At 63.4% G+C, this 12,994-nt stretch carries 9 protein-coding genes; 3 read left to right on the plus strand and 6 right to left on the minus strand.

The window, feature by feature from the left end; translation table 11 throughout:
- Positions 1-5: 5 nt before the first annotated feature.
- The 4 genes from JKG68_RS33405 to JKG68_RS11850 all read right to left on the minus strand — a co-directional run bounded on the left by JKG68_RS33405 (position 6) and on the right by JKG68_RS11850 (position 6,930).
- Complete coding sequence (locus tag JKG68_RS33405) at positions 6-4,760, minus strand: calcium-binding protein (protein ID WP_202059563.1); 4,755 nt, start codon at positions 4,758-4,760, stop codon at positions 6-8.
- A gap of 26 nt (positions 4,761-4,786) precedes the next feature.
- The gene (locus JKG68_RS33410; protein ID WP_202059565.1) at positions 4,787-5,443 is read right to left on the minus strand and encodes a hypothetical protein; all 657 of its coding nucleotides are present in this window, start codon (positions 5,441-5,443) and stop codon (positions 4,787-4,789) included.
- Between the two features lie 408 nt (positions 5,444-5,851).
- Complete coding sequence (gene xerD / locus JKG68_RS11845) at positions 5,852-6,787, minus strand: site-specific tyrosine recombinase XerD (RefSeq protein ID WP_202059567.1); 936 nt, start codon at positions 6,785-6,787, stop codon at positions 5,852-5,854.
- Positions 6,784-6,930: a histidine kinase gene (locus JKG68_RS11850; protein ID WP_202059569.1), complete on the minus strand. Its 147-nt coding sequence runs from the start codon at positions 6,928-6,930 to the stop codon at positions 6,784-6,786. The genes xerD and JKG68_RS11850 overlap by 4 nt, the downstream gene beginning before the upstream one ends.
- A gap of 247 nt (positions 6,931-7,177) precedes the next feature.
- Here JKG68_RS11850 and JKG68_RS11855 point away from each other — a divergent pair, with 247 nt between their 5' ends.
- From JKG68_RS11855 to JKG68_RS11865, 3 genes are read left to right on the plus strand one after another with little or no spacing between them, the layout of a single operon-like run.
- Positions 7,178-7,810: a shikimate kinase gene (locus JKG68_RS11855; RefSeq protein WP_246515360.1), complete on the plus strand. Its 633-nt coding sequence runs from the start codon at positions 7,178-7,180 to the stop codon at positions 7,808-7,810.
- Entirely contained in the window at positions 7,807-8,955 is a 1,149-nt protein-coding gene (gene aroB, locus JKG68_RS11860; RefSeq protein ID WP_202059573.1) for a 3-dehydroquinate synthase, read from the plus strand. Before JKG68_RS11855 ends, aroB begins: the two co-directional genes overlap by 4 nt.
- Complete coding sequence (locus JKG68_RS11865) at positions 8,952-10,250, plus strand: HlyC/CorC family transporter (protein ID WP_202059575.1); 1,299 nt, start codon at positions 8,952-8,954, stop codon at positions 10,248-10,250. Before aroB ends, JKG68_RS11865 begins: the two co-directional genes overlap by 4 nt.
- Positions 10,251-10,253: 3 nt before the next feature.
- Here the strand turns inward: JKG68_RS11865 and JKG68_RS11870 are convergent, their stop codons facing one another.
- Together JKG68_RS11870 and JKG68_RS11875 are read right to left on the minus strand one after the other, a co-directional pair.
- Entirely contained in the window at positions 10,254-11,123 is an 870-nt protein-coding gene (locus JKG68_RS11870) for an alpha/beta fold hydrolase (protein WP_202059577.1), read from the minus strand.
- 12 nt (positions 11,124-11,135) lie between these two features.
- Positions 11,136-12,938: a glucan ABC transporter ATP-binding protein/ permease gene (locus tag JKG68_RS11875; RefSeq protein WP_202059579.1), complete on the minus strand. Its 1,803-nt coding sequence runs from the start codon at positions 12,936-12,938 to the stop codon at positions 11,136-11,138.
- Positions 12,939-12,994: the final 56 nt, after the last annotated feature.

Below are 12,994 nucleotides of genomic sequence, written 5' to 3' on the forward strand. Positions count from 1 at the left end.
TCGGGTCAGAGGATTTCCACGACGCGGAAGTGCTCTCTTGTCAGGGCCGGGATCGACCCGTTCCAGGCATCGAAGTCCGCAATCTCAACGGCAGCGTTCCGGCCGGAGCCATCCACATCATAAAACAGCTTGCCGTTCGCCTGATTGTAGATGAGGTGCTGCGTCCTGGTTTGTGCTTGCGCACCAATGTGGAAGTTCTCCGCCGCAAGCGCTCCCAGCGCTAGAACACTGAAGTGGTACTGGGAAAGTTCGATCCGGTCCTCGTTGACATTGAAATCCACGATCCGGTCGCTGCTGAGGCTTTCGAACGTCACGAGATCAAAGACGAACACGTCTCGTCCTTCTCCCCCCGTGAGCGCATCGTTGCCCAGGCCGCTCATGAGCGTATCGTTGCCGCCGCCTCCGTCGAGCACATCGGACTCATCTGCCGAAACAAGGAGATCATTTCCATCAGAGCCTGTGACAACCTCGACCTCAAGATCACGCACGTCGATGGTGTACGTCATCTCCTTTGTTCCGTGCACACTGCCCGTGACAAGCACCTTGATCTCGAAGACGCGCTGCTGCTCGTAGTCGATGCGGAACCCATCCTTCACGCGAATGACATTGCCCTCGATGTAGAAGCGGCCCTCCGCATCTTCCCCGCCGATCATCTCGTAAGTATAGGTTTCGCCGCTCTCCTCGTTGACGGACCTGAAGAAGCCGACGGCGTCGTCCGTAAACGGATGCTCAAGGATCGTGTTGTTCTCCAGCAGATCCTCGAACCAGTCGCCCGGCCCCCCTTCTTCCCACTCCTTACCATCGACAAAGATTCTTTCTATGCCGTGGCTCCAAAGATGCCTCGCGTACCGACTGATCGCCGCAACATCTGCGAAGTCGCCTGACAGAAGATAAGCCCAATCGGCATCCGTGGCACTGCCCGTATCGTTGATGTCCCAGGCTTGGCCGTCAAGATGATAGATATCGCTGCCCTCGCCGCCATCAATGGAGTCGTTCCCGCCCCCACTGATCAGCGTGTCGTCGCCAAGGCCGCCCAGCAGCGTGTCGTTGCCGGCGCCGCCGTCGAGGAAGTCGTCGCCGTCGTCGCCAAAGAGACTGTCGGCTCCGTCATACCCGTAAAGCCTGTCGTTGTCGGCGCCGCCGGTCAGGCTGTCTTCAACAAGGCCGCCATACAGCGTGTCGTCGCCCTGCCCGCCGTCTATGGTGTTCTTGGAGTCGTTGCCGGTGAGTTGGTTGGCGCCGCTGTTGCCGATCAGATGCACGGCTCCGGCCGCCTCACCGGCAAAGGCATGTTCGATGGTGAGGCCGACCAGGCTGTAGGTGCCGGCCTCGGTGGCGACCAGCGTATCGTTGTCGCCGCCCTCGTCGATGATCTCGTCGTCGAGGTCGACGAAGTAGACGTCGTCACCGGTGCCGCCCTGCAGAAGATCGCTGCCGGCACCACCATCCAAGGTGTCGTTGTCGGCGCCACCATTGAGAGTATCGTTGTCGTCGCCGCCTTCCAGCGAGTCGTTGCCGGCTGCGCCCGTGATGCTGTCCTCGCCCGCTTCGCCGATCAGGTGGTCGCCGCCCTGGCCGCCGATGATGGTGTTGTCGAACCGGTTGCCGCTGATCTTGATGCCATCGGTGACGGTCTCGCCCACCGCCAGAACCTCGACGCCGACGTCGTCCTGAAGATCGTACTCGGGAATGAAAATGTAGGCCGTGTCAAAGCCTCCACTCGCGGCCGTATCCTCCCCAATCGTGTCACTCCCAAAACGTATGTAATAGGTATTGTTGATCGGTGGAGGTGTGTAGATCTGGCCATCGACCCATACAGTCTCAATGCCATGTGCCCAGAGGTGTTCGACATAGGCTTTGACGGCCTCAGCATTTCCTATGTTTACGGACAACACATGCACTGTGTCGTTGCCTGCATCGCGCCCGTCACTGAAGTCGATGACGTCGCCTGCATTGCGCAGATAGTAGACATCGTCTCCCGCTCCGCCCTTCAGAAGGTCGGGCGCACCCTCGTGACTATCGAGCGTGTCGTTGCCGATGCCGCCGATTATGGTGTTGGAGAGGTTGTTGCCTCGCAACGAGACACCGGTCTGAACCCCCTCGCCGACAGCCAAAACCTCAATGCCAACATCCTCGTCCAGTTCATAGCTGTCGACAAAAATATAAGCCTTGTCGTTCGAGCCGCCCTTAGCCGGGTCTTTATCCTCAGCAATGACATCCTCTTCATCTCCAAGGTAGATGTAGTAGGTGTCGTTGCCGCCGCCGCTGAGAGTATCGTTGCCGCCGCCGCCGTTGAGAGTATCATTGCCGCCGCCGCCGCCGAGTGTCTGATCGTACATGATGACGATGTTCTCGACGTTCACGAGTTTACTGACGTCAAAGCCCTTCTCGTACACATAGACCGTGTCGATGCCGCCGTTCGTTCCATCATGTTCTATGACAACGTCGTTCAGGTCGCGAACGTGATAGACGTCGTTGCCATCGCCGCCGTTCATGATGTCGGCCCCGGCACCGCCATCAAGCGTGTTGTCTCGTTCGTTGCCGGTCAGCGTATTTGCCGCGCCGTCGCCGATGAGGTGGATGCCGTCAATGCCTTCTTTTGCCTGCAGGTTCTCGATATCCGCGAAGGTGAGCGTGTGCGTGCCCGCCGTCGTGATCATCAGGGTATCGGAGCCCAGGCCGTCGATGATCGTATCGCCGCTGTCCGCGTAGTAGACGTCGTCGCCCTGGCCACCCTCCAGGGTGTCGTTACCCGCTCCGCCGATGAGCACGTCATTGCCCGCGCGCCCGGTGAGATGGTCGTTGCCGCCGCCGCCCTCAAGGGTATTGTCGAGATCGTTGCCGGCAATATCGTTGGCCTCGCCATCGCCGACCAACCATATATTGGCGATATTATCGGCAGCCTTCAGGTTCTCGATCCCGAACATGGCCTTATACGTGCCGCCCGTCGTGGCGACCAGGGTGTCGGTGCCACCCGTATCTTTAATCGAATCCTGGAAGTCCACGTAATAGGTGTCGTTACCGGCGCCGCCCTCCATGGAGTCCATGCCTTCGCCGCCCTTGAAGACGTCATGACCGCCGCCGCCGATGAGGGTATCGTTGCCTTTGTCGCCGGTGAGCACGTTGTTGCCCACGTTGCCCGTGATCTTGTTGTCGCGGGTATTGCCGGTGAGCTCGAGCGGGTCGGTCGAAGTGCCGGCGTTCGCGGCCTCGAGCTCTTCCAGGCGCTCGTCAGTCAAAGTGTAGGAGATGGTCGTGATCACCCTGTCCCGCAGGCCAGCATCATCCTTGATTTCGTCGAAACGGCTGTTGACGTAATAGGTGTCGTCGCCGGCGCCGCCTTCCATGAGGTCGATGCCTTCGCCGCCATTCAGGATGTCGTTACCGCCGCCGCCGATTAGAGTATCGTTGTTCTCCAGGCCAGAGAGGTAATTGTCACCCTCGTTGCCGGTGATCCGGTTGGCCAGCGTGTTGCCGGTGAGCGTGAAGGCGCCCGTGCCCGAGGCATTGGTGGTCTCGAGGTGCTCCACGTTGGCCGTGAGCGTGTAGCTCCGGTTCGCCTGGACGAGGTCGTTGCCCTCGCCGGCATTTTCCTCGACGCGGTCGCCATCATGGTCGATGACATAGGTATCATTGCCAGCCTTGCCCTGCATGCGGTCGGCCCCGCCGGCGCCGTCGAGCCGGTTGTCGCCCAGATTGCCCACCAGCCTATTGGCCTGGCTGTTGCCCGTCAGGTTTATGTGAATGACGCCATCCTGCGCCTGAAGAACCTCTATCCCGGCTGCGTTTTCCCCCAGCGTGTAGCTGACCATTGCGAGGGCGGTATCAATGTCGCCGAGGCCCGAACCGGAATCATTGAGAACCTCGCTGCCATATACCCTATAGGTGTCGGAGCCTTCCCCCCCGTCGAGGGTGTCACGGCCGAACAAGCTGCCACCGTCAAGCACGTCATCGCCGCCACCACCCTTGATGGTTTCGTGCACGGCGGCTGACCCGGTCAGGGTGTCACTGTGGCTGGAGCCAATGACTCCCTCGACTCCACTATAGGAGTCTCCAAAGGCCTCACCTGAATTCTTGCTCCGGTCGTTCAAGTTGACAATGACGCCGGCGGATGCATCAACATAGCTGACGTAGTCGTTGCCGTCGCCGCCCCTAAGAATGTCGTTTCCCCTAGCGCCGTTGAGGGTATCGTTACCTTCACCACCCGACAGGATGTCGTCGCCCGTTCCACCATCTACGAAATCATTGCCCTTGTGACCAGAAAGCGTGTCGTTGCCACCATTGCCCCATATATGGTCGTGACCAACCCCACCCACGTGGCGGTTTTCCCCATCCCAACCCCAGAGGTCCGTCTCAGAAGTTGTCCGCAGGTCGTAGGTCTTGCTTCGGATGCCGGATCCCCCTCCAGGGCCGAAATCCGTCGTCCAGGTGACCGTGAAACGTCCATCCCCTAAGGATGCGACCTTTGGATCAATCTGGCTTCCCTCCGGGAACACGCTGATGACAAACGCATCGAACTCACCGTAAGAGCGTCGGCCATCATGAAGCTTTCGACCCATGATGACGTTCTGGCCGCTCGCGCTCTTCTCGGTCCAAACAAGCACGTACGTGTCTTCGCCAAATTCTTTGTAGCCAAGCGACACTACGGCAGGGCTGCTGGCGGTACTGTTATCGCTATATTTGGTGATGCCTGAGACAGGCTGGGTGGGATTATTGGAGTCATAGATCCTGCCGAAGACGCCGCCGGCGTCTTCCCACATGACGAGGAACCTACCGTTAGCAAGGGCTACGACGTCGACGCTCCGCGGGTTGATGGGAAGCTCCGCGATGGTGTACTCGGTATTGCCCCCCCTCCAAGTATGCGGAACTTGAGGTAATTGTAGACCTCCCCCTCGGCGCGCGTCGAAGACGAACTCCATGCTATGACCATCCTACCATTGGTAAGGTAGGTTGCGGTGGAGTTTCCCTCGCTCGACCCTGTTTGTGTGTTGACCCGGTATTCTGGAAGCGAGGCACTTCCGTCAGAGCCGAAATCCCGGCCCTTGATATCTATACGGTCCGAGGTACTGCCGTACCCGTCCCAGAATACCGAGAAGCCGCCACCCGGTCTTGCAATCACCTCGGAGCCAGTCTGGTTACCAGATTTTAGATCATTGACGCTGAAGCTGGTTAGCGGATTATAGTGACCGTTTGCAGCTAGGATCTGACCCTGAATCCCTGTTCCGGATCCGTCGCTCGTTGTATAAGTGACGACAAATCGCCCGTCTTCCAGAGCAGCTACAGAAGGGTCTTGCGCGTTGGCCCACCCGCTACTTATGACGTAGGGACCTCGAATGACCTCGCCGTCGAAGGCGAGAAGCTGGCCCATAATCACGTCCGCATTGAGCGCCGGATCCCATACAGACCAGACCTGGAGCAGGGACCCGTCTTTGTTGACCGCCATGGCCGAGGAATTCTGGCTTGACGCTTGAACTACCCAGCCCTCGTCACTCCATACAGTCGGTCCGGCTGACATCACGAACTCCCAATTGAACCCTATATACTATGTTATATCGTATTTATCTAATAATAATGCAACACTATAGGCATTCTGTTCATGAAGAGGCATGCGACATGGTTTACGCCGAGGGGCTGGATCTATCGACAGCGCCCGTCCGAAGGTCCTTTGTTCAACTCTTTGACATGCACAATTGAGATTCCCTTGTGGCATGACCGAAGACTTGCCTCTTCGAACAGAGAGTGAAATGTGTAGTTTACTCAGGATTTTTTTAGCTTCCGAGCTGCGCAAAGCCTCATGAACTGCTTGCAACCGCATCTCAGGCACTTGCCATGACGGACAGGAACATCGCGTCTAGCCCTCACCGCCCTCCGCCAGGGGATGCAGGTCGCGCACCATGCTTTTGAGGCGCTCGTCCAGCACGTGGGTGTAGATCTGCGTGGTGGAGATGTCGGAATGGCCGAGCAGCTCCTGCACCACGCGCAGGTCAGCCCCGTTCTGGAGCAGGTGGCTGGCAAAGGCGTGGCGGAGCACGTGGGGGCTGATCTTGTCGGCCCGCAAGCCCGCCGCCCCGGCAACGGCCTTCAGGTCGCGCGCGAACGCTTGGCGGGTGAGGTGGCCGCTCTGGCTGTCGGCGGGAAACAGCCAGGGGCCGGCGGCCTTCTTCTGCTCTTCCAGCAGGGCCAGATAGGCCTGCGCCGCGTCCCGGGACGCATCGGTGAGCGGCACGAGCCGCTCCTTGGCGCCCTTGCCGCGCACCACGAGAAAGCGGTCCCGGGTCCTGGCGGCGCTGCGGGGCAGCGCGATCAGCTCCGAGACGCGCAGGCCCGTGGCGTAGAGAAGCTCCAGGAGGCAGGCCATGCGGGCGGCGCGCAGGCGCTCGGGCGCCGAGGCTTCCGGGTGCCCGACGCCCTGGTAGGCCACCTGGAGCAGGCGGTCGACCTCGGCGACGGACAGGACCTTGGGCAAGGCCCTGCCGCGCTTGGGCGCCGAGACGGCGGCCGTCGGATCGGCGGGCGCATAACCCTCCACGTAAAGAAACTTGTGAAACTGGCGCACGGCGGAAAGCCTGCGGGCCGCCGAGGTGGCCTTCAGGCCGCGCTCCTCGAGGCTTGCCATGAACCCCCGGACCGTGGCGGAGGTGGCGTTGCCGGGCTCCCCGCCCGCCTCGGCCAGATAGGCCAGGTAATCGTCGAGATCCCGTCGGTAGGCATCGAGCGTGTTCTTGGAGGCGCCTCGCTCGGCCGCCAGCATGTCCAGAAAGAGGCTGGCGTGGCGCGCACCGCTCATGAGGATGGCGTGCGATTGATCTGAACAGGGGCGTTGATCTCGCGCGGATCGGGCTTGACGAAGGTCGCCAGGGCGAACATGGCCGCAAAGCCAAGACCCGCCAGAACGGCAACGACGAGGAAGAACCGGAATAAGGTGGGCACGGGAGCCTCTTGCAGGGTTAGACCGCTAGAACCATGCCAGGGCCGCGAAGGCAAGTCCTTCTCGCCTGTTAAGTTTCTGCCCGGCTGGGGAATAACGTCCTTGTGACAGAGCGCCGCTCCCGCCCCGACGCATGGCGTTCCAGGACCCGATCGGGTTTCGAAGCACGCCGCGTCTCTTGAGAAAGGAGCACCGGATAGCGCCCAAAAGTGCATTCCACTTTTGGGCCTGATGCTCTACGACTGGCATATGAACAGTATCAGCCGCTTCAATTCGCTCGATGAAGTTGGCGGGCAAAACCAGGCAAGCCGGCGCGGCCATCCCATCAGCCGCCAGCTCGGCACGCGATCGCTTGTGCTCGTTGGCCTCATGGGCGCCGGAAAGAGCACCGTGGGCCGCAGGCTCGCGCAGACGCTCAAGCTGCCGTTCCGTGACGCCGATCACGAGATCGAGGCGGCGGCCGGCATGACGATCCCCGAGATCTTCGCGGTTCACGGCGAGGACCATTTCCGCGACGGCGAGCGCCGGGTGATCGCCCGCCTCCTCCAGGAAGGGCCCATGGTGCTTGCCACCGGCGGCGGGGCCTTCATGAACGAGGAGACCCGCCAGCGGGTGTCCGAATGCGCCATCTCGATCTGGCTCAAGGCCGATCTCGACGTTCTCATGCGCCGCGTCCGCAAACGGTCCACCCGTCCCCTGCTCCAGAACGCCGACCCGGAAGGCACCATGCGCCGCCTCATGGAGCTGCGCTACCCGGTCTACGCCACGGCGGATCTGACCATCGACTCCCATGAGGCCCCGCACGACCGGGTGGTCGCCGACGTCGTCAAGGCTTTGGCCGACTGGTTCGACAGGGACAAGCAGGGAGGCCACGAGGGATGAGCCACGCAGCCGCCCAGGCGGAGCCCTCGGCCCCTATCACGGTTCCGGTGCCGCTCGGCGAGCGGGCTTACGACATTCTCGTCGGGCGCGGCCTGATCGGGACCGCGGGCGCGCGCATTGCGGCGCTTGGCGCCCGGGCCGCCGCCATCGTGACGGATGCCCATGTGGGACCCCTCTATGCGGACGCCCTCGCCGCCTCCCTGGAGGCCCAGGGCCTGCGCATCTCCGTGACCGTGCTTCCGCCGGGCGAGGCGACGAAGTCCTATGCGGGCCTCGAGCGGGTCTGCGATGCGGTGCTCGAGGCCAGGATCGAGCGCGGCGACCTGGTGGTGGCGCTGGGCGGCGGGGTGATCGGGGATCTCGCGGGCTTCGCGGCGGCCGTGGTGCGCCGGGGCGTGCGCTTCGTCCAGGTGCCGACCACCCTGCTCTCCCAGGTCGATTCCTCGGTGGGCGGCAAGACCGGCATCAATTCCCGCCACGGCAAGAACCTCGTCGGCGCCTTCCACCAGCCGAGCCTGGTTCTCGCCGACACGGCCCTTCTCGACACGCTCCCGATCCGGGAGATGCGCGCGGGCTACGCGGAGGTGGTGAAGTACGGCCTCATCGACGATCCGGGCTTCTTTGCCTGGTGCGAGGCCCATTGGCGTGAGGTTTTCGCAGGCGGCCCCGAACGGGACCGGGCCGTCGCGCAAAGCTGCCGCGCCAAGGCCGCCGTGGTGGTGCGCGACGAGCACGAGAACGGCGATCGCGCGCTGCTCAATCTGGGCCACACCTTCGGCCATGCCCTGGAGCGCATCACGGCTTACGACTCGGCCCGCCTCGTCCATGGCGAGGGCGTGGCCATCGGCCTGTGCCTGGCCTTTCGCTTTTCCGCCTCCCTCGGGCTTTGCCCGAGGGCCGATGCCGAGCGCGTGGAGGCCCATCTCAAGGCTGCGGGCCTCCCGACGCGCCTTGGCGACGTGCCGGGAGGCTGCGGCACGGTGGACGCGCTTCTCGACGCCATGGCCCAGGACAAGAAGGTCAAGGGCGGCGCTCTCACCTTCATCCTGGCGCGCGGCATCGGGCAGAGCTTCATCGCGCCCGGCATCGAGGCCGAGAGCGTTCGGGCGTTTCTGCGGGACGAAACCAACACATCACGGCCATGATCGAAGAATCCTCCGGCAATCTCTGGCTTGCGGCTCTGGTCGTGGTCTTCTGCCTTCTGCTCTCGGCCTTTTTCTCGGCGGGCGAGACGGCGTTCACGGGGGCATCGCGCTCCCGCATGCTGGTGCTGGAGAGAAGCGGCGACCGGCGCGCCAAGCTGGTGAACCGCCTGCTCGAAATGCGCGAGCGCTTCATCGGCACGGTGCTGATCGGCAACAACATCGTCAATATCGGCGTCTCGGCCTTCGCCACCAGCGTGCTCGTGGCGATCTTCGGCGACGAGGGCGCGATCTACGCCACCGTCATCATGTCGGTTCTGGTGATCGTGTTCGCCGAGGTCCTGCCGAAGACGCTCGCCATCTCGTCCCCCGACACCGTCACGCTCTTCCTGTCGCGGCCCATGTCCTGGGTAGTGGCGCTCTTAGGCCCGCTTGCCATCGCCATCGAGCGCATGGTGCGCCTCATGCTGCTGCCCTTCGGCATCCGGATCGGGGAGAACACGCCGATCCTGTCCGCCAGCGAGGAGATCCGCGGCCAGGTGGCCCTGCTGCACAAGGAGGGCGGCGTCGCCAAGGTGGAGCGCGACATGCTCGGCGGCCTCCTCGACCTCGAAGACCTGACCGTCTCTGAGGTGATGGTTCACCGCACCAAGATGCGCACCATCAATGCGGACCTGTCGTCGGAAGAGATCGTGCGGGAGGTTCTCTCCTCGCCCTATACCCGCATGCCGCTGTGGCGCGAGAGCCAGGAGAACATCGTCGGCCTGCTCCACGCCAAGGACCTGCTGCGGGCCCTCGATGCGGTGGGCGGCGATGCCAGCAGGCTTAAAGTAGAGGCCATTGCGCTGGAAACCTGGTTCGTGCCCGACACCACGTCGCTGCGCGACCAGCTCAAGGCGTTCCTGGCCAAGAAAACCCACTTCGCCCTCGTGGTGGACGAATACGGCGAGGTGATGGGCCTCGTGACGCTCGAGGACATCCTCGAGGAGATCGTCGGCGACATCAAGGACGAGCACGATCTCTCGGTCCAGGGCGTGCGGCCCCAGCCCAACGGCTCGGTGAACGTGGACGGAGGGGTGCCGATCCGCGACCTCAACCGCGCCATGGACTGGAACCTGCCCGACGAGGAGGCCACCACCATCGCGGGCCTCGTGATCCACGAGGCGCAGACCATTCCCGATACGGGCCAGATCTTCACCTTTCACGGCTTCCGCTTCCAGGTGCTGCGCAAGTCCCGCAACCGGATCATGGCGCTGAGGATCACGCCGCTTACGGCGATCCGCGCCAAAGCGGAGTGATCGTCAGGTTTTCAGGAAGCTCGCGAGCGCCCCATTGACGGCCTCCGGCTCCTCGTGGTGAACCCAGTGGGTCGCGCCATCAATCCAGCGAATGTCGCCCGTGGTGCAGAGGGCAACGCTCGCCTCGGCCAGCCCCTTCTCCAGGAACCGGTCGCGGCCGCCCCAGATGACGAGCGTCGGGGATCGCACGGCGGGATCCTTCATGCCCGGCCGCAGCGGCAGGGCCCGGTACCAGTTCAGCATGGCCGTGAGCGCGCCGGGCTGAGACCAGACCTTTTCATACTCGGCCATATCCTCGTTCGAAAACGTGCCGCGCCGGCTGGTGCGCAGGAGCGCATCCTTGAGGCTGCGGTGGCCATTGGCCGACAGCATGGCTTCAGGCAGGCGCGGTATCTGGAAAAAGCCCGCGTAAAGGCTTCTCAGCATCTGGGTCGGATGGGACCGCATGTAGGACCCGACGACGCTCGGATGGGGCGCGTTGAGGGCAACGAGCTTTGCAACGCGGCCCGGATGGCGGGAGGCCGTCCACCAGGCGACGAGGCCGCCCCAATCGTGACCCGCCACATGAAACGTCTCGCGCCCGAGCGCATCCGCCAGCCCGACCACATCCTTTGCCAGGGTGTCGAGGTCATAGGCGCGCCGGCCTTCGGGCTTGTCGCTGAGATTGTAACCGCGCTGATCCGGCACGAGCACGCGAAAACCGGCCTCGGCGAGCGGCGCGATCTGGTAGCGCCAGCTCCACCAGTACTCGGGAAAACCGTGCAGCAGGATCACCAGAGGCCCATCCTGCGGCCCTGCCTCGATGCAATGAAGCGCGATGCCGTTGGTCCTGTGACGGATGCCGGGTGTATGAGGATCGAAGGCCTGTTTCATGCGCTCGCGCTCCTATGCCGTCAGGCCTTCCGAGATCCTGATCGTGCGCTTGGCCGGCTCGTCGGAAGCCATGAACTGTGCCCTGGCAAGCTCCGCGAAGCGGCCGCCCCTTGCCACGAGCTCGTCGAAGGTGCCGGTCTCGATCACACGGCCCCCATCGAAGACGAGGATGCGGCTGGCGTTGCGGATGGTGGCGAGACGGTGGGCGATCACGAAGGTCGTGCGGCCGCGCATCACCTCGTCCAGGGCCTTCTGCAGCTTCTGCTCGGTGGCGGCGTCAAGCGCGCTCGTCGCCTCGTCGAGGATGAGGATCGGCGGGTTTTTCAGGAGCGCACGGGCGATCGACAGGCGCTGGCGCTCGCCGCCCGACAGGGAGCGTCCGCGCTCGCCGATCACCGTGCCGAGCCCGTCGGTTTGGCGGGAGATGAACTCGATGGCCTGCGCCCGCTCCAGCGCCTCGATCATCTCCGCATCCGTGGCGTCGGGCCGCCCGACCTGCAGGTTCTCGCGGATGGTGCGGGCAAACAGCATGGGCTCCTGGAACACCACGCCGATGTTCCGGCGAAGCGACGACAGGGTCACGTCGCGGATGTCGAAGCCGTCGATCCGGATGCTGCCCGATTGCGGATCGAAGGCCCGGTGCAGCAGCCCCAAGGTGGTGGACTTGCCGGAGCCGGTCGCACCCACCAGGGCCACGTTCTCTCCCGCCCGGACGGCAAAGGACACGTCCTGCACGGCGGAGCGCTTGCCGTCATAGGAGAAGCTCACATCGTCGAAGGCCACATCGCCGCGGAAGCGCTCCACGTTCCTGGCATTCACCCGGTCATGGACGGCGGGCGTCGTGTCCAGGATGTCGAAGAACTCGCGCAATTTCGGCGCCTGCATGAAGAGCTGATTGATGAAGCTCACCGCCTGCTCCAGCCGCCCGATCAGCATGCCGGCCATGCTCATGAAGGTGACGATCTCGCCGATGCTGGCCAGTCCGTTCAGGTGCAGCCAGGTGCCGAGCAGAAAGATCGCCGTGACCGTGATGGTGGCGGAGGCCCGGGAGGCCACGGACGCAATCGCCCACCAGGACAGCACCGGGTTCTGCGCCTGGAGCAGCTGGTGGATGATGCCTCGCAAGGAGCGGGTCTCCGCCTCGACGCGGGTGAAGGACTGGATCACCGGCACGTTGCCCAGCGCGTCCGAGGCGTGCTCCGCGAGGTTCGAGTGATAGCGCTCGACGGAGCCCTGCAGGGTTTCGGTCTTGCGCAGCACGATGGCGGTGAGAACGGCGAAGACCGTCACCAACGCGACGAGCAGAAGCCCCAGGCGCCAGTTCAGGAACACGGTCAAAGGCAGAAGGACGACGAGCGCGATCAGGGCCGACATGTGCTCGCGAAAGAAGCCGAGCCAGAGCCAGGACATGCCGCCGGAGCCTTCGAGCATGACCTTCAGAACGCGGCCCGAATGGGTGGAGGTGTGGAACGCAAGCGGCAGTTCGAGCACGTGCTCGAAGTAATTGGCCACCACCGCCAGGCGCCGACGGTGGGCGAGCCTGTCCGCATGGAGCGCCACGAGAGCGCCGGCGCCGATGGAGAAGAGCCCGAAGGCCACCCAGGCGAGGATCAGCGGCGTCAGGACCCCGAAGGTCACGGGTGCGGTACCCGGCACCTGGGCGCGGGTGAGCAGGTCGATGATGCGGCCGAACAGGATCGGCTCCGCGAAGGCCGAGATCGCGAGCGCCACGTTGGCCACCGCCAGGAGAACGCCTATGCGAAGATCGGACCCGAGCTGACCGAGAACGCGGGTGTAGAGGCGGATCATCCGCATCGGGTCTTTCCTGCAAACCTTGGATCGGAGCTTGAGTGCAGGAAACGCCGCCCCCG

The sequence above is a fragment of the Microvirga aerilata genome (assembly GCF_016743775.1).
Classification (GTDB): Bacteria; Pseudomonadota; Alphaproteobacteria; order Rhizobiales; family Beijerinckiaceae; genus Microvirga; species Microvirga aerilata.

What these genes read in the sequence shown, in the direction of transcription:
- JKG68_RS33405 (WP_202059563.1), bottom strand. Translation starts at nt 4,760, where the DNA reads ATGTGGGAAGACGCCGGCGGCGTCTTCGGCAGGATCTATGACTCCAAT.
- JKG68_RS33410 (WP_202059565.1), bottom strand. Translation starts at nt 5,443, where the DNA reads ATGGCGGTCAACAAAGACGGGTCCCTGCTCCAGGTCTGGTCTGTATGG.
- xerD (WP_202059567.1), bottom strand. Translation starts at nt 6,787, where the DNA reads ATGAGCGGTGCGCGCCACGCCAGCCTCTTTCTGGACATGCTGGCGGCC.
- JKG68_RS11855 (WP_246515360.1), top strand. Translation starts at nt 7,178, where the DNA reads ATGAACAGTATCAGCCGCTTCAATTCGCTCGATGAAGTTGGCGGGCAA.
- aroB (WP_202059573.1), top strand. Translation starts at nt 7,807, where the DNA reads ATGAGCCACGCAGCCGCCCAGGCGGAGCCCTCGGCCCCTATCACGGTT.
- JKG68_RS11865 (WP_202059575.1), top strand. Translation starts at nt 8,952, where the DNA reads ATGATCGAAGAATCCTCCGGCAATCTCTGGCTTGCGGCTCTGGTCGTG.
- JKG68_RS11870 (WP_202059577.1), bottom strand. Translation starts at nt 11,123, where the DNA reads ATGAAACAGGCCTTCGATCCTCATACACCCGGCATCCGTCACAGGACC.
- JKG68_RS11875 (WP_202059579.1), bottom strand. Translation starts at nt 12,938, where the DNA reads ATGCGGATGATCCGCCTCTACACCCGCGTTCTCGGTCAGCTCGGGTCC.